The following is a 22,839-nucleotide window of genomic DNA, read 5'->3' on the forward strand; positions in this document are numbered from 1 at the left end:
GGCCTGACCAACCCGCCCGGGTCCCGCTGGTCGACCCCGGCCCGGTCCCGGTGTCGACCAGCGGGTGCGGGACAATGAGGTACGTGACGACGATCCCCAACGTGCTGGCCAACCGGTACGCCTCGCCCGAACTGGTCGCCCTCTGGTCTCCCGAGGAGAAGGTCCGGATGGAGCGGCGGCTCTGGCTCGCCGTTCTCCGCGCTCAGCGCGACCTGGGCGTGCCGGTGCCGGACGGCGTGGTCGAGGCGTACGAGCGAGTGCTCGACCAGGTCGACCTCGCCTCGATCGCCGAGCGGGAGCGGGTCACCCGGCACGACGTGAAGGCCCGGATCGAGGAGTTCAGCGCGCTCGCCGGGCACGAGCACGTGCACAAGGGGATGACTTCCCGGGACCTCACCGAGAACGTCGAGCAGCTCCAGGTGCGCGCCTCGCTGGAGCTGATCCGCGACCGGGTGGTGGCCACCCTCGCCCGGTTGGCCTGGCTGGCCCACGAGCACTCCGAGCTGGTCATGACCGGCCGTTCGCACAACGTGGCGGCGCAGGCCACCACGCTGGGCAAGCGCTTCGCGTCGGCGGCCGAGGAGTTGCTGATCGCGTACGAGCGGCTGGAGGAGTTGATCGCCCGCTACCCGCTGCGGGGAATCAAGGGACCGGTCGGCACGGCCGCCGACCAGCTCGACCTCTTCGACGGCGACGCCGACAAGGTGGCCGAGCTGGAGCGACGGGTCGCCGAGCACCTGGGCTTCTCCCGGGTTCTGGACAGCGTCGGGCAGGTCTACCCGCGCTCGCTCGACTTCGACGTGCTGGCCGGGCTGGCTCAGACCGCCGCCGCGCCGTCGTCGCTGGCCACCACGATCCGGTTGATGGTCGGCCAGGAGTTGGCCACCGAGGGCTTCAAGCCGGGTCAGGTCGGCTCCAGCGCGATGCCGCACAAGATGAACACCCGCTCCTCGGAGCGGGTGAACGGCTTCGCCGTGATCATCCGGGGTTACCTGTCGATGGTCGGCGAGCTGGCCGGTGACCAGTGGAACGAGGGGGACGTGTCCTGCTCGGTGGTCCGCCGGGTGGCACTGCCGGACGCGTTCTTCGCCGCCGACGGGCTGTTCCAGACGTTCCTCACCGTGCTGGACGAGTTCGGCTCGTACCCGGCAGTGATCAACCGGGAGCTGGAGCGCTTCCTGCCGTTCCTGGCCACCACGAAGATCCTGGTAGCGGCGGTCCGCCGGGGCGTCGGCCGGGAGGTCGCCCACGAGGTGATCAAGGAGCACGCGGTGGCGGTGGCCCTGGCGATGCGCGAGAAGGGCTCACCGGAGAACGACCTCTTCGACCGCCTGGCGGCGGACGGCCGACTCGGCCTGTCCCGCGCCGACATCGACACTCTGGTCGCCGACCGCAACGCCTTCGTAGGCGCCGCCCAGGCCCAGGTGGCAGCGGTAACGAGTCGCATCACCAAGGTGGTAACAGCCCACCCCCACGCCGCCACCTACAGCCCACCCCCCATCCTCTAGGTAGGGGCGGGGCCCGGGATGGGTGGGCTATTCGCCGGTTGGGGTTTCGGCGGCGGTTCTCAGGTTGGGGGCGCTGGCCGGTTCGGCGATGCCGCCGGGAGACTCGGTGAAGCCAGCGATCTCCGCGGTCTCCGCGGCGACTGCCGGCTGGTCGGCCGGCATGACCTCGGGCATCTTGGGTACGGCGACCACGGCCGTCCCGTACGCGCAGATCTCCATCCACATCTCGCCACAGTCCCGGCTGTCGAACCGCATGCCGATCACCGCGTTCGCGCCGAGCCGTAGGGCCTCCTCGCCGAGGCGGGCCACCGAGTCGGTGCGCCACCGGGTGAGGTTGTCCGGGGCCATCGGGTCGTACGCGCCACCGCGCAGGTTCTTCACACCCTCGCGGTACGGGTTGCGCGTCCTGGCCATCGATGACACCACCTCACCGAGAATCTGGCGGATCTCGTAGCCGGGCAGTTGCTCTGTCGTCACGACCAGCACGGTTCCGATGCTGTCAGGAGTGGCGCGACCCGATCGTGTGCATTGTTCACCTGATCGGATGCTGCAAAACGACGCGGCGCGGACGGCCGGCACGTGGCCGACCATCCGCGCCGAGCGGGGCGCTAACCGTCAGACACCGGCCACCGAGGTGATCCAGGCCCGGTTGTACGCAACGCTGCCGTAGTTCTGGATGCTCGACCCGTCGGCGGTGGAGGCGACGCCGACCTGCTGACCGTTGTAGAACTGCGGGCCGCCGGAGTCACCGCGCCAGGCGTTGCCGTTGATCCGGGTGCTGCGGATCGCCTGGCCGCCGTACGCGTCGGTGGCGTTGTTGCTGGTCACCCGGACGGTGGCGGTCTTCAGCTGGGTGGACGCGGAGCACCCGCTGTAGCAGGTCATGCCCCAGCCGTAGATCGAGTTCGTCGAGTTGATCGGCGGGTTGCTGTTCGCCAGGGTCACGGTCGAGGTGCTGACGCTGGTGGAGAGCCGCATCAGGGCCAGGTCGCTGCGGGTGTAGGTGGCGCTGACGGTGCGGGTGACCCCGCCCGAGGTGCGGTTGACGCTGCCGATCCGCACCGACATCGTGCCGCTGATGCAGTGCCGGGCGGTGAGCACCCACTGCGCGGCGATGACGCTGCCGGAGCAGGTGAACGAGCCGTTGCTGAGCACCGCGGCGGCCCAGGGGGCGGACGAGACGGTGCCGCCACCGATGATGTTCGGGCTGGGCGGGGAGGCGGACGCGGCGGACGTGACGCCGAGGGCGCCGACCAGCGCGGTGCTGAGTACGGCGAGCAGGGGGCGGATGCGCATCGGGTGGACTCCTTGGACGGGGCGGGCCCGGGGTCGCCGGGTGCGGATGGGGCCGGGCGGCGGGGGTTCCCGGAGCCGGCGAAATCGACTTACGTCGATGTAGAGTAGGGCCCGACGCGGTCGTTATCAAGGGAGTGATCGAGGTTGCCCAATGTAACGATTCGGCCACCTGCTGCGCCGTATATGTCCTGCTGAGGCCACCTGTCGCGCCTGGCGGGTCCGCCTGAGCGTCAGTAATGTCGATCACTGCCTGAACTGCACCCGGCCGGTGCGTCCGCGGCGATATCTGCCAGGTACGCTGGCTGCGCTCGCCCATTGTGGGTCGGCACCCAACTGCGTACACAGTCAGGAGTGCCCAGTGCCTCGCGTCGTCGTCGACGTCATGCTCAAGCCCGAGATCCTTGATCCGCAGGGCCAGGCCGTCGCAAACGCGCTGCCCCGGCTCGGCGTCGGTGACGTCGCCTCGGTTCGGATCGGCAGGCGGATCGAGATCGAGTTCACCGGTGAACCGGACCTGGACCGCGCTCGGGAGATTGCCGACAAACTGCTCGCCAACCCGGTCATCGAGGACTTCACCGTCCGCCTGGTCGAGGCCGACGAGACTGCGGACGCCCGCTCGTGACCGCCCGGGTCGGTGTGGTCACCTTCCCCGGCTCGCTCGATGACGGGGACGCGGCCCGGGCCGTCCGGATCGCCGGCGCTGAGCCGGTCCGGCTCTGGCACGGCGACCCGGAGCTGCACGGTGTCGACGCTGTCGTTCTGCCCGGCGGTTTCTCCTACGGTGACTACCTGCGGTGCGGCGCCATCGCCCGGTTCGCCCCGGTGATGGAGACGATCGTGGACGCCGCTCGGGGTGGTCTGCCCGTGCTCGGCATCTGCAACGGCTTCCAGATCCTGTGCGAGGCGCACCTGCTGCCCGGCGCGCTCACCCGCAACCAGCACCTGCACTTCCGCAACCGGGACCAGGTCCTGCGCATCGAGTCGGCCGGGACGGCGTGGACCAACGCGTTCCAGCCCGGCCAGGAGGTGCTCATCCCGGTCAAGAACGGCGAGGGCTGCTACGTCGCGGACACCGCGACGCTGGACCAGCTCGAAGCCGAGGGCCGGGTGGTCGCCCGCTACGTCGGCGGCAACCCCAACGGGTCCCAGCGCGACATCGCCGCGATCACCAACGCCGCCGGCAACGTGGTCGGCATCATGCCGCACCCCGAGCACGCGGTGGAGGCGCTCACCGGCCCTTCGCTGGACGGCCTCGGCTTCTTCACGTCGGTCCTCAAGCACCTGGTGGGGGCGCCGGCATGACCGGCGGCACGATCATCGGTCAGCTCAACCGCCGGCCTGGCGGGCACGAGCGCAGCGAGGAGAGGTCATGACCACCCATCCGGACCCGGTACGGGACACACCGGAGGCGTACTCCGCCCCGGCGCAGCCGGCCGAGCCGACCCCGGCGCAGCCGGTCGCACCGGCGACCGCTCCCGCCCAGCCGGCCGCAGCCGTCTGGACCGAGGGCGTGGACACCGTGCCGCGCGCCGGTGGCACCCCGGGCGAGCTTCAGCCGTACACGGAGCTGGGCCTGCGCGACGACGAGTACGACCGGATCCGGCAGATCCTCGGCCGCCGGCCCACGCAGTCCGAGTTGGCGATGTACTCGATCATGTGGAGCGAGCACTGCTCCTACAAGTCGAGCAAGGTGCACCTGCGCCAGTTCGGCGAGAAGGCCCCGCACAGCGACCGGCTGCTCGCCGGCATCGGTGAGAACGCCGGTGTCGTGCAGATCTCCGACGAGCTGGCGGTGACCTTCAAGGTCGAGTCGCACAACCACCCGAGCTTCGTCGAGCCGTACCAGGGCGCGGCGACCGGCGTCGGCGGCATCGTCCGGGACATCCTCGCCATGGGCGCCCGCCCGGTCGCGGTGATGGACCCGCTGCGCTTCGGTGCCGCGGACCACCCGGACACCGCCCGGGTGCTCACCGGCGTGGTCGCCGGCGTGGGCGGCTACGGCAACTGCCTGGGTCTGCCCAACATCGGTGGAGAGCTGGTCTTCGACCCCTCCTACCAGGGCAACCCCCTGCTCAATGCGCTCTGCCTGGGCGTGCTGCCGGTCGACCGGTTGCAGAACAAGGCCGCCGCCGGCCCGGGCAACGTTGTCGTCCTGATGGGCGCCAAGACCGGCCGGGACGGCATCGGCGGCGTGTCGGTGCTGGCCAGCGCGACCTTCGACGAGGGCAGCGAGGCACGCCGACCCGCCGTGCAGGTCGGCGACCCGTTCACCGAGAAGCTGCTGATCGAGGCGTGCCTTGAGCTGTACGACGGCCAACTGGTCGTCGGCATCCAGGACCTCGGCGGCGCCGGCCTGACCTGCGCGCTGACCGAGACCGCCGCCGCTGCCGGCACCGGCATGCGGGTCTGGCTGGAGCGGGTGCCGCTGCGTGAGCCCTCGATGGACCCGCACGAGATCCTGGCCAGCGAGTCGCAGGAGCGGATGCTGCTGGTCGTCGAGCCGGACAAGCTCGACGCGGTGCTCAAGACCTGCGAGAAGTGGGGCGTCCTCGCCACCGCGATCGGTGAGGTCACCGCACCGGAGCCGGACGGCCGTCCGGGCCGCCTGCTGATCACCTGGCAGGACCACCTGGTCGTCGATGTGCCGCCGGGTTCGCTGGTCGACGACGGCCCGGTCTACGCCCGGCCGATGCGTGAGCCGGCCGACCTGATCCTGCTCCAGGCCGACCGGGCCGAGACGCTGCCCCGCCCGGCCGACCCGGAGGCGCTGCGGGAGACCGTGCTGCGCATGATCGCGTCGCCCAACCTGGCCGACAAGACCTGGGTCACCGAGCAGTACGACCGTTACGTGCTGGGCAACACCGTGCTCGCCCAGCCGGAGGACGGCGGCGTGATCCGGATCGATGAGCGGACCGGCCTCGGCGTGGCGCTGTCGGTCGACGGCAACGGCCGGTACACCCGCCTGGACCCGTACAACGGCACCAAGCTGGCCCTGGCTGAGGCGTACCGGAACGTTGCGGTGACCGGCGCGAAGCCGATCGCCGTGACCAACTGCCTCAACTTCGGCTCCCCGGAGGACCCGGGCGTGATGTGGCAGTTCGCCGAGGCCGTCCGCGGCCTGGCGGACGGCTGCCTGGAGCTGGGCATCCCGGTGACCGGCGGCAACGTCAGCTTCTACAACCAGACCGGCGCGGCGGCCATCCACCCGACCCCGGTGGTCGGCGTGCTGGGCGTGCTGGACAACGTCGCCGACCGGGTGCCGATGGGCTTCGTGCCGCGCGCCGGTGGCGACCACGACCAGCTCTACCTGCTCGGCGAGACGAACGTGGAGCTGTCCGGCTCGGAGTGGGCCTGGGTGACGCACGAGCACCTCGGCGGTATTCCGCCGCAGGTCGACCTTCTCCGCGAGAAGGCGCTCGCCGAGTTGCTGGCCGAGGCCGCCCGCGTCGGCCACCTGGCCTCCGCGCACGACCTCTCCGACGGTGGGCTCGCCCAGAGCCTGGTCGAGTCCTGCCTGCGTCGCGGCGTCGGTGCCCGGGTCGCGGTGCCGGAGCAGTTCGGCGAGGGCTCGATGCCGTTCGTCTACCTGTTCAGCGAGTCCGCCACGCGGGCGCTGGTCTCGGTGCCACGCGGCCACGACAAGGCGTTCGCGGCGCTCTGCGCCGAGCGGGGCGTGCCGTTCGAGCTGATCGGCGTCACCGACCCGTCCGGCGGGGCGCTCGAGGTGCACGGCCAGTTCCGGATCGGCCTCGACGAGCTGCGCACCGCGCACACCGAGACGTTGCCGCGCCTCTTCGGGGGCTCGGCGGCCGTCGAGGTGCCCGCGCCGGCTGCCGGTGTGGCGGGTGCGGTCGAGGCCGTCCCGCTGCCGGTCGCGCAGGCCGAGCCGGTCGACGCGGCGGCGGTGGTCTCCGAGCCGATCGCTTCCTCGGGTCCTTCCCCGGAGACCGGCGCGGTCGAGCCGATCGGGTCAGAGCAGCCTGGTGGGGCGTCCGAGTCTGACTCCGGTGTCACCGAGCCGTCGCCTGACGAGCGCTGAGGCGTTGACGGCCGCCGTCTACGGCCAACCCGGATCGGGTGCCCGGTTCGACTGGGGGCTGACCGGGGCGGCCGAGCTCGGCCGGGTCTGCGCGGCGCTGGTGGTGGTGGACGTCCTCTCGTTCACCACCGCCGTGGAGGTGGCGGTCGCCCGGGGCATGCGGGTGCACCCGTTCCCCTGGGGTGAGCAGGCCGCCGAGTACGCCGTCCGGGTCGGTGCGACAGCTGCTGTCGGGCGGCGGCAGACGACCGCGGAACATCCGTGGTCGCTCTCGCCCGCCGCGCTGAGCAGCGCACCCGTGGTGGCGGACCTCGTGCTGCCCTCGCCGAACGGCTCCGCCATCAGCGCCGCCGCCAGCGCCACCGGCCTGCCGGTGGTCGCGGCGTGCCTGCGCAACGCACGCGCCGTAGGACATTGGCTGCGCCGCCAGGGGTACGGCACGCTGGACGCCCCGATCGGCGTGATCGCCTCGGGGGAGCGGTGGCCGGACGGGTCGCTGCGCCCGTCGGTGGAGGACCAACTCGGCGCCGCCTCGGTGCTGGACGCCCTCTCCGGTGTGCCCGGTGGGCTCTCGGTGGAGGCGGCCATGGCGCTCGCCGCGCTGGCGAGCACACCGGATCTGCCCGCCGCGGTGCGCGGCAGCGTCTCCGGGCGGGAGTTGACCGAGAGCGGCTTCGCCGCTGACGTGGACGTCGCCGTCCGGATCGGCGTGTCGGACGTCGTGCCGGTGCTCCACCAGGGCGTCTTCTCCGCCGCCTGACCGCACTCCTTGCAGGATGACCCGACTTCAGTGATCGCGAATGGGTCTTGCAGCGAAACGGCCACCCGGATCTCCCGGGTGGCCGTTTCCGTGCACTGTGGTGGGGTCAGTCGTCCAGCCAGTCGAGGCGTCGACCGCCGCGCTCGGTCGGCGGTGGGGTGTCCGGCCGGTTCCGCCCAGCGGGCTGGCCGTAGCCGCCCTGGTCGTAGCCCCGCTCGTCGTAGCCGCCGCGCTGCTGCGGAGGCTCCTGGCCGTAGTTGCCGCCCTGGTCGTATCCGCCGGCGGGCTGGCCGTAGCCGCCCTGGTCGTAGCCCCGGTCCTCGTAGCCGCCGCGCTGCTGCGGAGGCTCCTGGCCGTAGGCGCCGCCCTGGTCGTACCCGCCAGCTGGTTGGCCGTAGCCGCCCTGGTCGTACCCGCCAGCCTCCGGACCGCCGTATCCCGCGGTCGGCTCGGCAGCGCGACCACCGTACGGGGCGGCATCGGGCTGGCCGTACCCCTGCCCCTGCTCCGGCTGGTACACGCCGGTGGCGTACGGGTCGGCCGGGGCCGGGTACTGGGTGCTGTCGCCGGTGTACCGGCCGGTCGGCTCGTCGAACCGCTCGCCGTAGGCCGCTCCGCCAGCGGGAGCCGGCGGGTAGGCGGCGGTGCCGGCCGGGGCGTCGTAATCACGACCGCCGTAGCCGCCACCGGAGGCTGGAGCGTTCCCGTAGCCGGCACCGGAGGCCGGAGCATTGCCGTAGCCGGCACCGGGCGCGGCACCGTAACCGTCACCGGCCGCACCGGCGCCGTACCCGCCCTCCGGGCCGGCCGGAGCGCCGTAGCCGCCACCGGAAGCGGGGGCGTTGCCGTAGCCGCCGGCGCCGTATCCAGCGGACGCTGGCTCCTCGCCGTAGCCGGCGCCGCCCCAGCCCTGCTGACCCGCGCCGCCGTACGCCTGGGCAGGCGCGCCGTACGGGTCTGGCGGAACGTCGTCGACCACCGGGCGGTGCATCATCGTCGGTGCCTCGCTCAGCGCCGCGCCGCCGACCATGGTCGGGTCCGCTCCGCCGCCGGGACGACCGCCGACCACCCGGGTCTGGTCGTCGGGACCGCGGAACCCGCCCCGCGAGGGCGGCACCACACCGCCGCCACCGGCAGCTGCCGGAGCGTCGTCGTCGTCGCCGTTCTCCCTGCGCTTCATCCAGAGCAGCACGATCGTGCCGACACCGGCGGCGACCAGAAGACCACCGAGCAGGATGATCAGGTACGAGCTGAAGCCGCCGCCGTCCTCGTTGTTCGCGGCGTTCGCCGGGGCGCCCTGGCTGGCCTCCTCGGTGGGCTCCTCCTCGGTGCCCTCCTCGGTCGCCTCCTCGGTGGGGGTGGCCTCGGGGGTGGCGGACGGGGTGGCGCTGGGCGTCACCTCGACCTTGATCGCGAGGCTGAGTCGCTGCCCGGTGATGGCCTGTCCGGCGCTGGCGTTCAGGGACTTGAACGCCTTGATGTTGTCGAACGACGCGCCCAGGTCGATCCGTCCGGGCGCGATCGGCTTGTCGGTGGTGCCGGTGAACCGGAAGTCACCGCTGCCGTTGCTGGTGGCGTCGTAGCGGTGACCGGCGCTGTCCTGGAGAACCACGAACGCGTTCGGCACGGCCTTGCCGTCGGCCTGCGCGACCACCTTGCCGGCGACCGACCGCACGGTCTGGTTCTGCGGCGGCGGCGGAGCGGCCTTACCTTTCACGGTCAGCGAGACGGTGGCGGTGTCCGGGCCGGACTCGGCCTCGACCGCCACCGTGATGGTCGCGGTCGCGTCGCCGACGTTGTCGTTGGCCGCGATCCTGACCAGCTGCGACCCTGTGGGGTTGCCCAGGCCGCCGCCGGAGAGTTTGACATCGCCGCAACCACTGGCGCAGCTGACGCCGGACGGCAGGCCGGAGAGGCTGACCTTCGCCGACTCGTCGTTATTACCCCCAGTGACGCGCACGGTGATTGTGGCGTCGCTGCCGGCGTTTACGGTGATCGAGCTGGGGGAAACGCTGACCTCTGCGGCCATGGCTGGTGTGGCGGGGACGGCGAGCAGAGCGCCGGCAACCAGCGCTACGACCACACCGGCCCGCTGCTTCCAGGCACGTCGGTGTGTTGACACGTCCACCGCCTTCCGGGCTGACTTCCCTCTGACCGGCGGGGCGCCGGGCCGGGGATCATCACGGTTCGAATACGCCGTCGGCAACTATGCCTTGTCCGACTGCATGAGCGCGACCCAGGGCCAGCGTCGCGTGTTTGGCCTGGGGGTCGTATCGTCCCGTCGTGTCCTCTCCGCACAGTAAGTCCGCTGCTGTCACGGCCGCGTTGTCGGCGCTCGACGAGGGGCGTACACCCGAACGGCCGGTGTACCGAGAGGCGGTCCGGTCGTTGTTGGCCGTCCTCGCGGAGCGCGCCCCCGGCCGATCGGTGGAGGTGCGCGTCCCACCATACGGGGCGATCCAATGCGTACCGGGGCCTCGACACACCAGAGGAAATCCACCAAACGTGGTCGAGATGGCCCCGAACACCTGGTTGGAGCTGGCATCCGGCAGGGTTGCCTGGGCGGAGACGGTCACCGACGGTCGCGTCCAGATGAGTGGCAACCGGGCGGACCTCTCGGCGTATCTGCCCCTCTAGTCGTCCCGATGTCCCACTCGCCGTAACGCTGAGCAGGGGAATCGTGACTTTCTGTATTGACGTCGATTCGCGTACACTGTCAGGCGACGACAGTGGTCCCGGCAGAGGAGAGTGGATCCGCCCGTGATCCCCGCCCAGCCGGTCCAGACCAGCATGAGGGAGCGGTAGGTGCCCCGAGGCGACGGCCGGCTGAGCCACGACCTTGACCCCCAACGACCTGGCCCCCAGGATGCCTGCGGCGTCTTCGGCGTCTGGGCCCCCGGCGAAGAGGTTGCCAATCTGACCTACTTCGGCCTCTACGCCCTACAGCACCGCGGCCAGGAGGCGGCGGGCATCGCGGTGAGCGATGGCTCCGGCGTGGTGGTCTACAAGGACCTCGGCCTGGTGGCGCAGGTCTTCGACGAGCCCACCCTGGCCAGCCTGCGTGGTCACCTGGCGATCGGGCACGCCCGATACTCCACCACCGGCGCGTCCAACTGGGAGAACGCCCAGCCGACGATCCGGTCGACCACCTCCGGCACGACCATCGCGCTGGCCCACAACGGCAACCTGGTCAACACGGCCGAGCTGGAGAAGGAGGTCGCCGAGCGCGGCCTCATCGCGGACGGTTCGACCAACGACACCTCCCTGGTGACGATGCTGCTCGCCAGCCGACCGGACCTGTCGGTCGAGGCGGCCGCGCTGGAGGTGCTGCCGCAGCTGCGCGGCGCGTTCAGCTTCGTCTTCATGGACGAGTCGACCCTCTACGCGGCCCGCGACCCGCACGGCGTCCGCCCGCTGGTGCTCGGTCGCCTGGAGCGCGGCTGGGTCATCGCCAGCGAGACGGCCGCCCTGGACATCGTCGGTGCCAGCGTGGTGCGCGAGGTCGAGCCGGGCGAGCTGATCGCGATCGACGAGAACGGGCTGCGCTCCACCCGGTTCGCCGCGCCGGAGCCGAAGGGCTGCCTCTTCGAGTACGTCTACATCGCCCGCCCGGATGCCACGATCGCCGGGCGCAACGTCCACTCGGCGCGCGTGCAGATCGGCCGGCAGTTGGCCAAGGAGCACCCGGTCGAGGCCGACCTGGTGATCCCGGTGCCCGAGTCGGGCACCCCAGCCGCCATCGGCTACGCGGAGGCGTCCGGCATCACGTACGGCGCCGGCCTGATGAAGAACCCGTACGTGGGTCGCACCTTCATCCAGCCGTCACAGACCCTGCGTCAGCTCGGCATCCGGCTCAAGCTCAACCCGCTGCGGGAAAACGTCCGCGGCAAGCGGTTGGTGGTCGTGGACGACTCGATCGTGCGCGGCAACACCCAGCGCGCCATCGTGCGGATGCTGCGTGAGGCGGGGGCGCTGGAGGTGCACGTCCGGATCTCCTCCCCGCCGGTCAGCTGGCCGTGCTTCTACGGCATCGACTTCGCCACACGGGCGGAGCTGCTGGCCAACGGGTTGGACAACGACGGCATCCGGCGCTCCATCGGCGCCGACACGCTGGGCTTCGTCTCCCTTCCCGGCCTGATCGCCGCGACCGAGCAGCCGAAGACCCGGTTGTGTCGGGCGTGTTTCGATGGGGAGTACCCGATCGAGTTGCCGGCCGGCAACCTGATCGGAAAGCACGTGCTCGAAGGGGTGGGTCGACGCGTCGCCAACTCGGCGCCGGAGGCCCCGAACACCAACGGCTCGTCCGTCGCCACTCCGGGTGGCGTTACCGCAAACCGCCCGTAGCACCAACCGGCGCGGCCCGGCTACCGCCGGCGGCACCGAGAACCAAAGGGGAGAACCGTGACGCACGTGTCCGAGCGCAGCGGCGCAGGAAGCAGCCCGACCGGCGCCGGCGGCGACCGCCAGCCGTGGACGGGCGGTGCTGGCCGCCAGGCGCGCAAACGCTCGGTCTCGTACGCCGACGCTGGTGTCTCCATCGACGCGGGTGACCGCGCGGTGGAGCTGCTCAAGTCGAAGGTGCGGCAGACCCGCCGTCCCGAGGTGCTCGGTGACCTCGGTGGCTTCGCCGGCCTGTTCCGGCTGGACACGAAGAAGTACAAGAGCCCGATCCTGGCGTCCTCCACCGACGGGGTGGGCACCAAGCTGGTGATCGCCCAGCAGATGGACATTCACGACACGGTCGGCATCGACCTGGTCGCGATGGTCGTTGACGACCTGGTGGCCTGCGGCGCCGAGCCGCTGTTCCTGCTCGACTACATCGCCACCGGCGAGGTCGTGCCGGACAAGGTCGCCGAGATCGGCGCGGGCATCGCCGACGGCTGCCGCTACGCCGGCTGCGCGCTGCTGGGCGGGGAGACCGCCGAGCACCCCGGCGTGCTGCGCCCGGACGAGTACGACATCTCCGCGACCGGCGTGGGCGTGGTCGAGGAAGCCGACATCCTCAGCCCCGAGCGGGTCGAGGTGGGCGACGTGGTGATCGCCATGCGCTCCTCCGGCCTGCACTCCAACGGGTACTCGCTGGTCCGGCACGTGCTGCTGGGCGCGGCCCGGATGCGTCTGGACATCGTGATCGACGACTTCGGTCGGCAGCGGACCCTCGGCGAGGAGCTGCTCACCCCGACCAAGATTTACGCCAAGGACTGCCTCAAGCTGATCGCCGAGGCCGAGGTGCGGGCGCTGTCCCACATCACCGGTGGCGGCATCCCCGGCAACCTGGTGCGGGTGCTGCCCGAGCACGTCGACGCGGTGGTCAACCGGTCCACCTGGAAGCCGCAGCCGATCTTCGACCTGATCCAGACGAAGGGTCGGATCGACGATCACGACATGGAGTCGACCTTCAACATGGGCGTCGGCATGTTCGCGATCGTGTCGGCCGAGGACGCCGACCGGGCGCTGGCCACCCTGACCGGCCGTGGGGTTGAGGCGTGGCAGGCCGGCGAGATCATCGAGGGCACCGGCAACGTGCAGATGGTCGGTCAGCACACCCGAGGCTGATCACCCTCCGGTGATCGTACGGGCACCTGATCAGGGCTTCACCCGAGTGGCCAATGCCGCCTAGCCTGAAGGGCACCCTCAGGCTAGGCGGAGGAGGGCGATGGCTGCTCGGGGACAGTCGTTCAGCGGGATGCGCGGTCTGGCCGCCGTCCCGTCGTACGTCGTCATGCAGCCCACCACCCTCTGCAACCTCGACTGCGCGTACTGCTATCTGCCGTTTCGGGCCGCCGACCGCCGGATGCCGGTGGCGGTGGCCGAGGCGGTCGCGGCCGCTGTCAATCCCTGGGCGGCGAACGGTCGGTTCTCCGTCGTGTGGCACGGCGGCGAGCCCCTGGCTGCCGGTCGAGAGCACCTGGCCGAGCTGATCGCCCCGTTCGGGCCAGAGGTCGAGCACCACGTGCAGACCAACGCCACCCTCATCGACGACGACTGGTGCGATTTCTTCGCCCGGCACGAGATGCGGGTGAGCGTGAGCGTCGACGGCCCCCGGGTGCGCAACGGCGACCGGGTCAATCGGGGCGGTCAGCCGGCGTACGACCGGATCCTGCACGGCATCTCGGTGCTGCGCCGGCGCGGTCTGCCCTTCTCCGCGCTGGCCGTGGTGTCCCGGCCGGAGCCGGGGCTCGCCACCGAGCTGTACGACTACTTCCTCGAACTGGGCTGCGACGTGCTGGGCATCAACATCGAGGAGACCGAGGGGGTCAACACCCGCGACAACCGCCACGACCCGTCGGCCGTTTCCGCATTCTGGGCGGAGTTGGTCGGGGCGTGGCGCCGGGAACCCCGGATCCACCTCCGCGAGGTCGAGTGGTCGTTGCGCTACGCCGCGGCGGTGCTCGACAACTCGGCGGACGGGGTGCTGCCCCGTCAACTGGACCCGATCCCGACGATCGGTCACGACGGCTCGGTGATCGTGCTCTCCCCGGAGCTGGCCGGGTTCACCGACCCCCGCTACGGCGACTTCAGCAGCGGCAACGTGCTGGCGACCCCGTTGGCGCAGATCCTCGGCAACGCGGCGACAACGCCGTGGGTGGGGGAGTTCCTGGCCGGGGTGGAAGCGTGTCGGGCGTCCTGCCCGTACTTCGGCTTCTGCGGTGGCGGCCATGCCGCCAACCGTTTCTTCGAACTGGGGCGTTTTGACGGTACGGAGACCGAGCACTGCCGCAACAGCAAGATCCGCCTATTGGAGGGAGTGTTGGAGCATGCCCGAGACCACCAGTCACCGGCGGCCTGAGCGCGAAGCGGACGACGGAGTCACCGAACGGGTGCGGGACGCGGCTCCCGCGCTCGTAGCGCTGCTTCAGGAGGCCGAGGACGCACGGCGGCTGCGTTCGGAGGTGTCGGGCGGAGAGGGCTCCAGCGCGGTCTGCGCCTGGAACCACTTCGAGAACATCCCGACGTTCTACAACTGGAACAATCGCCCGCGCTGAGGGAGCCGTTGTCAGGGGCCTGTCGAGCGGCCGGAGTGGATCCGGTCGGGCCAGGCCCCTGATCGTCGGCGACTGCACTTGCACGGTACGTGCGTGAGCACGCGGGGGTTACCGCGTGCTCAGCTGCGTCGAGAGGTCAGCGGGTCGGACGGACCCAGGGATCCGGATCGTCGTCCGCGTGATCCTCATCATCGTCGTCGACGAACTCTTTAGAGTCGTCGTCGAAGTGGTGCTCAGACTTACCAGCACCCGCCAGTTCGCGCTGCAAAGCGGTGAGGTCGGTGTTCGGGGAGTGGTACTTCAACTCCCGCGCCACCTTAGTCTGCTTGGCCTTAGCACGGCCGCGCCCCATGGCTCGACCCCCTCGCACAGAATGCGGGGCAGCCCGAAGGCGGGCCCCGATGACGTCAGGCATCTCTCGTGGCTCTTACGGTACATGGGGATGCCACCGTTCGGCACCTCGGGTTACCGTCAGCCGGCTCTGCGCGTCGCGTCGATCCGGCCGTCACCCAGTGTACCGGGTAAGGAGCGGAACGGTTAGCACCCGTGACACCGGACAAACCGCATCAAAATTGACCCCGGCTCAGCTTACCCAGCGACGCTCGGCACCGGGGCCCGGAGGCGGATCTCGTCGACCCGCCCCCGGGGACGCTCAGCGCAGGTGGATCGCGCGCAGCCGGCCGACGTCCGCCATCCGCCGCTCTGCCAGCCGGTCGGCGGCCACCGCCGGCGGCACGCCCTCCGCGTCGGCGAGGTGCAGGATCTCGCGGGTGGTGTCGTAGATCCGGGTCGCCCGCAGCTTCGCCCGGTCGAAGTTGAAGCCCTCGATCTCGTCGGCCACCTGGATCACGCCGCCCGCGTTGACCACGTAGTCGGGGGTGTAGAGGATGCCCCGGTCGGCCAGCAGCTTCTCGATGCCCGGGTGGGCGAGCTGGTTGTTCGCCGCCCCGGTGACCACCTTGGCGCGCAACGCCGGCACGGTGTCGTCGTTCAGGGCGCCGCCCAGCGCGCACGGCGCGTACACGTCGATGTCCGCGGCGACCAGCGCGCTGGAGTCGTCGACGAGGGTGACCTGCGGGTGGTTGCTGCGCACCCACGTCAACGCCTTCGGGTTGACGTCGGTGGCGACCACCTCGGCGCCATCCTCCAGCAGGTGCCCGGTGAGGTACTTGCCGACCTTGCCCAGGCCGGCCACGCCGACCCGCCGGCCCCGCAGGCTCGGGGTGCCCCACACGTGCTCGGCCGCGGCCCGCATCCCCTGGAAGACACCCCAGGCGGTGAGGATCGACGAGTCGCCGGCGCCGCCGTGCTCCACGCTGCGCCCGGTCACGTAGCGGGTCTCCCGGGCCACGACGTCCATGTCCGCCACGTACGTGCCGACGTCACAGGCGGTGTAGTAGCGACCGCCCAGCGACTCCACGAAGCGGCCGTACGCGCGCAGCAGCGCCTCGCTCTTGATCTGCTCCGGGTCGCCCCAGATGACGGCCTTGCCGCCGCCCAGGTCCAGACCGGCGAGCGCGTTCTTGTATGCCATCCCGCGGGACAGGTCCAGCACGTCGGCGAGGGCGTCGTCCTCGCTCGCGTACGGGTAGAAGCGGGTGCCGCCGAGCGCCGGGCCCAGCGCGGTGGAGTAGATCCCGATGATCGCCTTCAGGCCGCTCTGCTTGTCCTGGCAGAACACGACCTGTTCGTGACCGGTCGATACCGGGTCGTCGGTGCTCGCGAATACGCCCATGGTTGGCTCCTACTGTGGTGTGCGTCCTTGTGAGACGCGGACCTGGTGGACCCCGGCGGGGATGCTGCCGGTGTGATCGAGCCTAGTATCGGCCGCCGGGCGGGCGCTCGACGCGCCGCCGCCGTCTCACGGTGCGGCGCGCGTGCTCCGGCCGCTGACCGCGTACGGGCGTGGTTCGTGGGAGGATCGCGCGGTGCCGTCGCTCTTCGCTTCTTACCTGCGCGTGTACGAACCGTTGGCCGCCTTCGATCGGGACCGGCAGAGCTACTGGCGCCGTTACGTCTCGGAGGGGCGCGCGGTCGCCCCGGTCGAGGGGCCCGGTCGGCAGCGGACGGCGGTGATCGAGGCGCTGGGCGCCGGCTGGACCCGGCTGCCGGACCTGCCGGAGGAGGCGTACGTCCTGGAGACGGACGACGGCCTGCTGGTCTGCCCGTGGAACCTGCGCATCCGGGTCGCTGAGGCGGCGCTCAGCGCCCGGGACGGGGTGCCCTCGGTGCTCGCCGACGCCTTCGTGCCGCCGGTGCTCGCCGGGCAGGCCAGGGCGGTGGTGGACGACTGGCGCAGTGGCGCCCGGGTGCTGGAGCACGGGGTGCCCCGGGTGCACGAGCAGATCGCCACCTGGGGCGTACCGCTGCGGTGGTTCGTGCTCTTCGACCCGGCGGAGCGGGACCTGGTCACCCAGCCGGGCCGGCGGGCGTTGCGCTACCGCACCGAGATCTCCAAGGCTCGACGCCGCTCGTCGCGGGCGCTGTCGGTGCTGCGCAAGTCGGTGGGCGAGGCGCCGATCACCGAGGCGGTGGAGGAGGCGGCCCGCTGGCTGGAGGAGTTCCATCCGCGATCCGTGGTGGAGCTGGACTACGGCGGTCTGGTCGACCTGCTCTCCGACGAGACGCTCGCCGCGGACGACTCGCCCGAACTGGTTGCCGGCGGCCTCGCGGGGCTGTCACGCGGCGAGGCCGAGGAGGCGTCGGCCGCGTACGACAAGTTGGTGGCTCGGTGGCGCGCGGTGCAGCTGTTGGAGCGGTGCAACTAGGGCATATCACCCTAGGAGCGCTCCCAAGGTGAGTTGTGCTCGTAGTTGACGCATCACGAACCGTGATCATGAGTCCGAATAAGGTACTTTCTACCGTGTAAAAGTCGTAAAAATCGGGCATGGTTCATCCGTCCGTCTAGGGACCTTCATCCGTTCGGCCCATGTCGGACATCGGGGACTAGCCGGACCATGGGAGACGCGTCGGCCGGCGGGACCCCGGCCGATGTCTATACATGTGGAGGAGTGACCGATGGCATCGCGAACGCACGAACCAGAGCCGCTACTCACGCCGGCCGAGGTGGCGTCGATGTTCCGGGTCGACCCGAAGACGGTGACCCGGTGGGCCAAGGCTGGCAAGCTCAGTGCCATCCGCACCCTGGGTGGCCACCGTCGGTACCGTGAGTCGGAGGTCAGGGCGCTGCTGCAGGGCCAGATCCCGCAGCAGCGGCAGGGCGACTGAGCCGGCAACAGTTCTTCGTCAGGGGCGGTGGATCTCGATCCGCCGCCCCTTTCGTATGCCCCGCCGAGCACGACACCGGCTGCGGATCAGCGCCGCGGCTCGGCCAACGTCACCCTGATGCCGACCGTGCCGCCCTCGCCGCGACGCAACCGGCTGCCCAGCAGGCTCAGTCGACCGATCAGGCGGTACTTGTGCTTGAGCAGGTCGCGGACCCGACCGGTGTCACCGCCCCCGCAGATCGTCGCGTGAGCTGGCACCTCCGCCCCGTGGGGCCGACCCCGCACATCGCACGGGGCAACGGTCACCTCGCCGTTGCGGCGGATCCGCTTCACCTTGCCCGAGTCGGCCCGGGTCCAGACCGCCAACGCCTCGCCGTCGCGTACTGCCCAGACCGGCGTCGGCACCGCCCGACCGTCCTTGCGGAAGGTCGTGAGCAGGATGTACTTCTCGGCCGACAGCCGGTCCAGCATGGTCACGCCGCCAGGATACGGCCGGCGCGGGCCACCGAGTGGCCGGATAGCGTGAACGTCGTGACGGTTGAGCCCTTAATCGGTGACGTGATCGGCGAACTGCTGCGAGACACGCTCGCCGTGGCCACCGGGGTAGGCCCCCGGCCCCTGGTCGGTGGTCGACTGCCGCGACCGGTCATCGAGATCATCGAACGGGACGACGGTCTGATCAACGGCGCCCCGGCCGCGCACTACCTGGACGGGCCGGCGGAGTGGCAGCCGTACGACCACCGCGCGGTGGACCGGGCGTACGGCGAGACGCTGGACGTCGGCACCGGAGCCGGCCGGATCGCGCTGCTGCTCCAGGAACGCGGCGTACCGGTCACCGGGCTGGACACCTCCGCGGGCGCGCTGGAGGTGAGCCGGCGTCGCGGTGTCCGGCGGCTGGTGCACGGCACCGTCGACACGCACGTCGCCGACGGGTCGCGGTACGACACGTTCCTGCTGCTCGGCAACAACCTCGGACTGTTCGAGGGGCGGGAGCGCGCTCCCGAGTTCCTGGCCGCGCTCGCCGCGCTGGCCCGACCGGGGGCGCAGATCATCGCGCAGGGCACCGACCCGTACGGCACGCGCGACCCGCTGCACACCGGCTACCACGAGCGCAATCGTCGGCGCGGCCGGCTCGGTGGTCAGCTGCGGCTACGGCTGCGCTACCGCGAGTTGAGCACCGAGTGGTTCGACTACCTGGTCTGCTCGGCGGACGAGTTCGCCAGCCTGGTGCACGGCACCGGTTGGCGGCTCACCGATGTGGACGACCGCGACGCCCCCTACTACCTGGCCACCCTGCGCCTCGCGGACTGAGCGAGGCCCCCGCCCTCCGCCGGGCGGAGAGCGGGGGGCCGTCGTACGTCTCAGACCTGAACGGTCGGGGGGAGCTGCTCGGGCGGGAGGCCGCCGTCGCCGTCGACCACCTCGTCCGGCTGGCCGTCCTCGTCGATGTCGACCATGGTGATGTCCACCTTGCCGTCACCGTCGGTGTCGAACTGGAACAGGTCCGCCTTGCCGTCGCCGTCGGTGTCCACCACCCACACGTCGGTCTTGCCGTCGTTGTTGGTGTCGGCGCGCAGCAGTTCGACCCGCTCGTCGCCTCGGGTCTCCACGATCTCCCCGTCGGTGACGCTCTCCGGTGCCTGGCTCATCTCGATGCGGTCCTTCCCTCGGTTGACGGGCCGTCATTACCCGATCCGGCGCTCCCCCACGCATGGGCCGGGTCGTCGCGCTGTCTAGGGTCGCACCATGAGCGAGCGGAGCGGGCGGGACACCCGGGCCGGCGTGGCGGGGACCCCGCGCGTCGGCGGGCGGGACAGGGAGGCGTGATGAGCGATCGTTTCGTGGTCGTCGGTGCCGGCACGATGGGGCTTGGCATCGCGTACGTGGCGGCCGGCGCCGGGCACGCCGTCGAGTTGGTCGAGGTGGAGCCCGAGCGGGGCGCGGCCGCGCTGAACCGGCTCGCCGAGCTGTGGGAGCGGGCGGTGCAGCGCGGGAAGCTGAGCGCCGACGAGGCCGCCACCAACCGGCAGCGGGTGACGCTGCGTCCGACCCTCGCCGAGGTCGCTCCCGCCCCCCAGGTGATCGTGGAGGCGGTGCCGGAGCGCCTCGACCTGAAGCGTGCGGTGCTCCGGGACGCCGCCGCGCTGCGCCCGGCGCTGCTGGGCAGCAACACCTCCAGCATCGCCATCGGCGCGCTGGCCGCCGAGTTGGACGCGCCCGAGCGCTTCCTCGGCCTGCACTTCTTCAACCCGGTCTGGGCGATGGCGCTGCTGGAGATCGTGGTCGGCCCGGCCACCGCCGAGGAGACCACCGCCGCGGCCGTCACGCTCGCCGGCCGGTTGGGCAAGGACCCCGTCGTCGTACGCGACATGCCCGGCTTCGCCACCTCCCGGCTGGGGGTCACCCTCGGGCTGGAGGCGATCCGGATGGTCGCCGACGGGGTGGCCAGCCCGGCGGACATCGACAAGGCCATGGTGCTCGGCTACCGGCATCCGATCGGGCCGTTGGAGCTCACCGACCTGGTCGGCCTCGACGTGCGGCTGGACATCGCCCGCACCCTCCAGGCCGCGTACGGGGACCGCTTCGCGCCGCCGCCGCTGCTCGAGGAGATGGTGGCCGCCGGACGGCTGGGCAAGAAGTCCGGGCAGGGCTTCTACCGCTGGGAAGCCGGGGGCAAGCAGTGAGCGCGAGGAGTGAGCTTGCGAGCCCCGCAGTCGCGAACGGAAGGTGGGCCCAGTGAGCGGGTTGCGGATCGAGGAGCGGCCGGACCGGCTGGTGGTCACCCTGGACCGGCCGGAGAAGCGCAACGCCATCGACGCGGACCTGATCGCCGAGCTGCACCAGGTCTGCGCCGAGTTGGAGGCGCGCCCGCGGCTGCTGCTGCTCACCGGCGGCGCTGCGGGCATCTTCGCCGGTGGTGCCGACATCGGCCAGCTCCGCGAACGGGGTCGCACGGACGCTCTCGCCGCGATCAACTCGGCCGCCTTCGCCCGCATCCGGGCGCTGCCGATGCCGACTGTGGCGGCCGTCGACGGCCCGGCGTTGGGCGGTGGCGCGGAGCTGGCGTACGCCTGCGATCTTCGGGTGTGCACGGCGCGGGCGGTCTTCGGCCAACCGGAGGTCCGGTTGGGCATCCTGGCCGGCGCCGGCGCGACCCACCGGCTGCCCGCGTTGATCGGCGAGGGCCGGGCCAAGGAGCTGCTCTTCACCGGCCGGCGGGTGGACGCCACCGAGGCGCTGCGGATCGGCCTGGTGAACCGGGTGGTGGATGAGCCCGGCGAGCTGCTGGCGGTGGCGGACGCGTTGCTGGACGAGATCGCCCTGGGCTCACCGTTGGCGGTGCGGCTGACCAAGCTGGCGGTGGACGCCCCGGTCGCCGCGCACCCGCAGCTCGACCTGGTCAGCCAGGCGGTGCTCTTCGAGGACGACGAGAAGCACCGCCGGATGACCGAGTTCCTGGAGCGCCGCCGGCCCCGCTGATCCCCCGCGTACCAGAAACGGCCGCACCGGCGGGAAGCCGGTGCGGCCGTCGTGGTTTCGGGTCCTGCCTACTGCCGGATCTGCACCCCGGCGTCGGCCAGGCCGCGGATCACCTGGGCGGACTCACCGAAGCCGATGATCAGTACGGCGTCCGCGCCGAATGCCTTGATCTCCTTCGCGCCGCCGCTGAAGTCGACCGGCGCGGCCTTCGCGTCGGCCGGCGGCTCGTACGTCAACAGCTTGAGCCGGTCGTTGGCGATACCGGCCTTCTCCAGCTCGTCGCGGACGGTGCCCTGGAGGCCCTCACCGTAGGAGTCCTTGCGGGCAACGATGACGATCTTCTGTGACCCGTCGCGGAGGATCACGTCGGCCAGCGCCCGGCCCTGGAGGCTGTCCGGCGGGGCGGTACGGAAGTAGAGGCCCTGGTCGTCCACGTCGGTCAGGCTGCTGTCGGTGTTGGACGGGGAGAAGAGAATCTTCCCGGCCTGCACCACGTCCGGCAGAACCGCCCGGGAGATACCCGAACCGCCGGCACCGATGATCACGCTGACGCCGTCCGTCACGTGCTTGGCCACCGTGGCCTTGGCCACCGTCGGGCTCGTGCCGTCGTCGCCGTCCAGCCACGTCACCGGCTTGCCCAGTGCGCCGCCAGCGGCGTTGATCTCTTTGATCGCCAGCGCGGCGCCGGCGGCCATCGGCGGGTACGCGATCGCGAGGTCACCGGTCTTCGGCAGCAGGCCGCCCAGGGTCAGCGGCTCCTGGTCGGCGGCGCCACCCGGGCGCTGCTTCTTCGGCCTCGGCGGCGTCTTGGTGCTCGCCGCCGACTCGATGCCCGCGCCAACGAACTCGGTCTTGCCGTCGTTGATCTGCTGCCCGTCGAAGGTCAGCGTGGCGTAGCTCGCGGTGGCCGGCTCACCCTTGTCGGTGAAGCCCGCCCGGGTAAGCGACACGCCGCGGTACTCGATGTCCTGCCCGTTGCGGGCCAGCGCGAGACAGCTGGCCGGGTCTTCGCAGCGCTGCCCGTCGTTCGTCACGGCGACGATCTGCTTGGTGATGGCGGCCGGGTCGGTGCTCCCGGCCAACTGGGCGGCGAGCACGGCGATCACCACCGCGTCGTACGTCTCGGCGGAGTACACGTAGTCCGTCAGCGCCGGATTGACGGCCCGTAGCCGGCCCTTGAAGTCGTCTGGCAGCGGAACGAGGGGCGTGGTGCCCTTCATCCCGTCGACGAGACTCGCCCGTTCCTTCAACTCCGCAGGATAGGAGTTGAGCATGTTGCCGTCCGTGCCGTAGAGGCGCACCTGTTGGGCGCTTGCCTCCTCGGGCTTGTCATCCCCGCAAGCGCTTGTGGCGAGCAGGATCGTCGCGCAGGCAGCCAGTGTGGCTACCCGCGAGCGGCGTGATACGAACATGGTCGTCCTTCCTCCGGCGAAGGTCCGCTGCGCACATTAGCGTGCCGAGGCCGGCGGCGGGACCGTGGAGGTGGCGTAATGCGCAGGTAGCTCGCGTTGAACACGCACAGTGACGGTTGCGAGGGGCGCTT

Annotated in this window: 23 protein-coding genes; 15 read left to right on the plus strand and 8 right to left on the minus strand. The window is 71.2% G+C overall.

Features of this window, described 5'->3' with window-relative positions; all coding sequences use genetic code 11:
* Positions 1 to 83: 83 nt before the first annotated feature.
* Complete coding sequence (purB, locus tag ACQRWP_RS29040) at positions 84 to 1,508, plus strand: adenylosuccinate lyase (RefSeq protein ID WP_430499288.1); 1,425 nt, start codon at positions 84 to 86, stop codon at positions 1,506 to 1,508.
* A gap of 27 nt (positions 1,509 to 1,535) precedes the next feature.
* Here the strand turns inward: purB and ACQRWP_RS29045 are convergent, their stop codons facing one another.
* Together ACQRWP_RS29045 and ACQRWP_RS29050 are read right to left on the minus strand one after the other, a co-directional pair.
* Positions 1,536 to 2,099 carry a YbjQ family protein gene (locus ACQRWP_RS29045; RefSeq protein ID WP_091396061.1) on the minus strand — a complete coding sequence of 188 codons (564 nt, stop codon included), beginning with the start codon at positions 2,097 to 2,099 and terminating at the stop codon, positions 1,536 to 1,538.
* 24 nt (positions 2,100 to 2,123) lie between these two features.
* The gene (locus ACQRWP_RS29050; RefSeq protein WP_430499290.1) at positions 2,124 to 2,804 is read right to left on the minus strand and encodes a S1 family peptidase; all 681 of its coding nucleotides are present in this window, start codon (positions 2,802 to 2,804) and stop codon (positions 2,124 to 2,126) included.
* Positions 2,805 to 3,162: 358 nt separating this feature from the next.
* Here ACQRWP_RS29050 and purS point away from each other — a divergent pair, with 358 nt between their 5' ends.
* From purS to ACQRWP_RS29070, 4 genes are all read left to right on the plus strand, one after another.
* A complete protein-coding gene (gene purS / locus ACQRWP_RS29055; protein ID WP_030491392.1) occupies positions 3,163 to 3,426 on the plus strand; it encodes a phosphoribosylformylglycinamidine synthase subunit PurS in 264 nt (87 codons plus the stop codon).
* Positions 3,423 to 4,106 carry a phosphoribosylformylglycinamidine synthase subunit PurQ gene (purQ, locus tag ACQRWP_RS29060; protein ID WP_091396055.1) on the plus strand — a complete coding sequence of 228 codons (684 nt, stop codon included), beginning with the start codon at positions 3,423 to 3,425 and terminating at the stop codon, positions 4,104 to 4,106. The genes purS and purQ overlap by 4 nt, the downstream gene beginning before the upstream one ends.
* 67 nt (positions 4,107 to 4,173) lie before the next feature.
* Positions 4,174 to 6,843 (plus strand): phosphoribosylformylglycinamidine synthase subunit PurL, encoded by a 2,670-nt coding sequence (gene purL / locus ACQRWP_RS29065; protein ID WP_430499293.1) that lies wholly within the window; start codon positions 4,174 to 4,176, stop codon positions 6,841 to 6,843.
* 4 nt (positions 6,844 to 6,847) lie between these two features.
* The gene (locus ACQRWP_RS29070; protein ID WP_112586203.1) at positions 6,848 to 7,603 is read left to right on the plus strand and encodes a 2-phosphosulfolactate phosphatase; all 756 of its coding nucleotides are present in this window, start codon (positions 6,848 to 6,850) and stop codon (positions 7,601 to 7,603) included.
* Between the two features lie 106 nt (positions 7,604 to 7,709).
* Here ACQRWP_RS29070 and ACQRWP_RS29075 read toward each other — a convergent pair whose 3' ends face one another.
* Positions 7,710 to 9,725 carry a hypothetical protein gene (locus tag ACQRWP_RS29075; protein ID WP_430499294.1) on the minus strand — a complete coding sequence of 672 codons (2,016 nt, stop codon included), beginning with the start codon at positions 9,723 to 9,725 and terminating at the stop codon, positions 7,710 to 7,712.
* Between the two features lie 161 nt (positions 9,726 to 9,886).
* Here ACQRWP_RS29075 and ACQRWP_RS29080 point away from each other — a divergent pair, with 161 nt between their 5' ends.
* The 5 genes from ACQRWP_RS29080 (at position 9,887) to amcA (ending at position 14,589) form a co-directional block, all read left to right on the plus strand.
* Positions 9,887 to 10,240, plus strand: a complete 354-nt coding sequence (locus ACQRWP_RS29080; RefSeq protein WP_430499296.1) for a sterol carrier family protein — start codon at positions 9,887 to 9,889, stop codon at positions 10,238 to 10,240.
* A 168-nt stretch (positions 10,241 to 10,408) separates the two neighbouring features.
* A complete protein-coding gene (gene purF, locus ACQRWP_RS29085) occupies positions 10,409 to 11,947 on the plus strand; it encodes an amidophosphoribosyltransferase (protein ID WP_430499299.1) in 1,539 nt (512 codons plus the stop codon).
* 57 nt (positions 11,948 to 12,004) lie between these two features.
* Entirely contained in the window at positions 12,005 to 13,159 is a 1,155-nt protein-coding gene (gene purM / locus ACQRWP_RS29090) for a phosphoribosylformylglycinamidine cyclo-ligase (RefSeq protein WP_196920530.1), read from the plus strand.
* A gap of 130 nt (positions 13,160 to 13,289) precedes the next feature.
* Complete coding sequence (gene amcB / locus ACQRWP_RS29095) at positions 13,290 to 14,393, plus strand: cyclophane-forming radical SAM peptide maturase AmcB (protein WP_430503323.1); 1,104 nt, start codon at positions 13,290 to 13,292, stop codon at positions 14,391 to 14,393.
* Positions 14,362 to 14,589 (plus strand): multiple cyclophane-containing RiPP AmcA, encoded by a 228-nt coding sequence (amcA, locus tag ACQRWP_RS29100; RefSeq protein ID WP_124853502.1) that lies wholly within the window; start codon positions 14,362 to 14,364, stop codon positions 14,587 to 14,589. The genes amcB and amcA overlap by 32 nt, the downstream gene beginning before the upstream one ends.
* Positions 14,590 to 14,725: 136 nt before the next feature.
* On the opposite strand, the gene ACQRWP_RS29105 is transcribed toward amcA, so the two are convergent.
* Together ACQRWP_RS29105 and ACQRWP_RS29110 are read right to left on the minus strand one after the other, a co-directional pair.
* Positions 14,726 to 14,941: a DUF3073 domain-containing protein gene (locus tag ACQRWP_RS29105; protein ID WP_030332207.1), complete on the minus strand. Its 216-nt coding sequence runs from the start codon at positions 14,939 to 14,941 to the stop codon at positions 14,726 to 14,728.
* Positions 14,942 to 15,241: 300 nt separating this feature from the next.
* A complete protein-coding gene (locus ACQRWP_RS29110; protein WP_430499302.1) occupies positions 15,242 to 16,324 on the minus strand; it encodes a Leu/Phe/Val dehydrogenase in 1,083 nt (360 codons plus the stop codon).
* Between the two features lie 193 nt (positions 16,325 to 16,517).
* Here ACQRWP_RS29110 and ACQRWP_RS29115 point away from each other — a divergent pair, with 193 nt between their 5' ends.
* Both ACQRWP_RS29115 and ACQRWP_RS29120 read left to right on the plus strand, forming a co-directional pair.
* Entirely contained in the window at positions 16,518 to 17,357 is an 840-nt protein-coding gene (locus ACQRWP_RS29115; RefSeq protein ID WP_238678788.1) for a hypothetical protein, read from the plus strand.
* Positions 17,358 to 17,607: 250 nt separating this feature from the next.
* On the plus strand, positions 17,608 to 17,817 hold the full coding sequence (locus tag ACQRWP_RS29120) for a BldC family transcriptional regulator (RefSeq protein ID WP_007073996.1): 210 nt from the start codon (positions 17,608 to 17,610) through the stop codon (positions 17,815 to 17,817).
* Positions 17,818 to 17,903: 86 nt separating this feature from the next.
* On the opposite strand, the gene ACQRWP_RS29125 is transcribed toward ACQRWP_RS29120, so the two are convergent.
* Positions 17,904 to 18,293 (minus strand): PPOX class F420-dependent oxidoreductase, encoded by a 390-nt coding sequence (locus ACQRWP_RS29125; protein WP_356975710.1) that lies wholly within the window; start codon positions 18,291 to 18,293, stop codon positions 17,904 to 17,906.
* Between the two features lie 54 nt (positions 18,294 to 18,347).
* Between ACQRWP_RS29125 and ACQRWP_RS29130 the strand changes: the two genes are divergently transcribed.
* Positions 18,348 to 19,127 (plus strand): class I SAM-dependent methyltransferase, encoded by a 780-nt coding sequence (locus tag ACQRWP_RS29130; RefSeq protein ID WP_430499310.1) that lies wholly within the window; start codon positions 18,348 to 18,350, stop codon positions 19,125 to 19,127.
* A 50-nt stretch (positions 19,128 to 19,177) separates the two neighbouring features.
* Here the strand turns inward: ACQRWP_RS29130 and ACQRWP_RS29135 are convergent, their stop codons facing one another.
* Positions 19,178 to 19,465 (minus strand): hypothetical protein, encoded by a 288-nt coding sequence (locus ACQRWP_RS29135; RefSeq protein WP_091396025.1) that lies wholly within the window; start codon positions 19,463 to 19,465, stop codon positions 19,178 to 19,180.
* 177 nt (positions 19,466 to 19,642) lie between these two features.
* Between ACQRWP_RS29135 and ACQRWP_RS29140 the strand changes: the two genes are divergently transcribed.
* Both ACQRWP_RS29140 and ACQRWP_RS29145 read left to right on the plus strand, forming a co-directional pair.
* On the plus strand, positions 19,643 to 20,500 hold the full coding sequence (locus tag ACQRWP_RS29140) for a 3-hydroxyacyl-CoA dehydrogenase family protein (protein WP_430499312.1): 858 nt from the start codon (positions 19,643 to 19,645) through the stop codon (positions 20,498 to 20,500).
* 52 nt (positions 20,501 to 20,552) lie between these two features.
* Positions 20,553 to 21,296, plus strand: a complete 744-nt coding sequence (locus ACQRWP_RS29145) for an enoyl-CoA hydratase/isomerase family protein (RefSeq protein ID WP_430499314.1) — start codon at positions 20,553 to 20,555, stop codon at positions 21,294 to 21,296.
* A gap of 68 nt (positions 21,297 to 21,364) precedes the next feature.
* Here the strand turns inward: ACQRWP_RS29145 and ACQRWP_RS29150 are convergent, their stop codons facing one another.
* The gene (locus ACQRWP_RS29150; protein ID WP_430499316.1) at positions 21,365 to 22,708 is read right to left on the minus strand and encodes an ABC transporter substrate-binding protein; all 1,344 of its coding nucleotides are present in this window, start codon (positions 22,706 to 22,708) and stop codon (positions 21,365 to 21,367) included.
* Between the last annotated feature and the right edge of the window lie 131 nt (positions 22,709 to 22,839).

Origin of the sequence: Micromonospora trifolii (assembly GCF_050516465.1) — a bacterium.
GTDB classification, from domain to species: domain Bacteria; phylum Actinomycetota; class Actinomycetes; order Mycobacteriales; family Micromonosporaceae; genus Micromonospora; species Micromonospora trifolii.

What these genes read in the sequence shown, in the direction of transcription:
- ACQRWP_RS29045 (WP_091396061.1), bottom strand. Translation starts at nt 2,099, where the DNA reads ATGGTCGGCCACGTGCCGGCCGTCCGCGCCGCGTCGTTTTGCAGCATC.
- ACQRWP_RS29050 (WP_430499290.1), bottom strand. Translation starts at nt 2,804, where the DNA reads ATGCGCATCCGCCCCCTGCTCGCCGTACTCAGCACCGCGCTGGTCGGC.
- purL (WP_430499293.1), top strand. Translation starts at nt 4,174, where the DNA reads ATGACCACCCATCCGGACCCGGTACGGGACACACCGGAGGCGTACTCC.
- amcB (WP_430503323.1), top strand. Translation starts at nt 13,290, where the DNA reads ATGCGCGGTCTGGCCGCCGTCCCGTCGTACGTCGTCATGCAGCCCACC.
- amcA (WP_124853502.1), top strand. Translation starts at nt 14,362, where the DNA reads ATGCCCGAGACCACCAGTCACCGGCGGCCTGAGCGCGAAGCGGACGAC.
- ACQRWP_RS29105 (WP_030332207.1), bottom strand. Translation starts at nt 14,941, where the DNA reads ATGGGGCGCGGCCGTGCTAAGGCCAAGCAGACTAAGGTGGCGCGGGAG.
- ACQRWP_RS29110 (WP_430499302.1), bottom strand. Translation starts at nt 16,324, where the DNA reads ATGGGCGTATTCGCGAGCACCGACGACCCGGTATCGACCGGTCACGAA.
- ACQRWP_RS29120 (WP_007073996.1), top strand. Translation starts at nt 17,608, where the DNA reads ATGGCATCGCGAACGCACGAACCAGAGCCGCTACTCACGCCGGCCGAG.
- ACQRWP_RS29135 (WP_091396025.1), bottom strand. Translation starts at nt 19,465, where the DNA reads ATGAGCCAGGCACCGGAGAGCGTCACCGACGGGGAGATCGTGGAGACC.
- ACQRWP_RS29140 (WP_430499312.1), top strand. Translation starts at nt 19,643, where the DNA reads ATGAGCGATCGTTTCGTGGTCGTCGGTGCCGGCACGATGGGGCTTGGC.
- ACQRWP_RS29150 (WP_430499316.1), bottom strand. Translation starts at nt 22,708, where the DNA reads ATGTTCGTATCACGCCGCTCGCGGGTAGCCACACTGGCTGCCTGCGCG.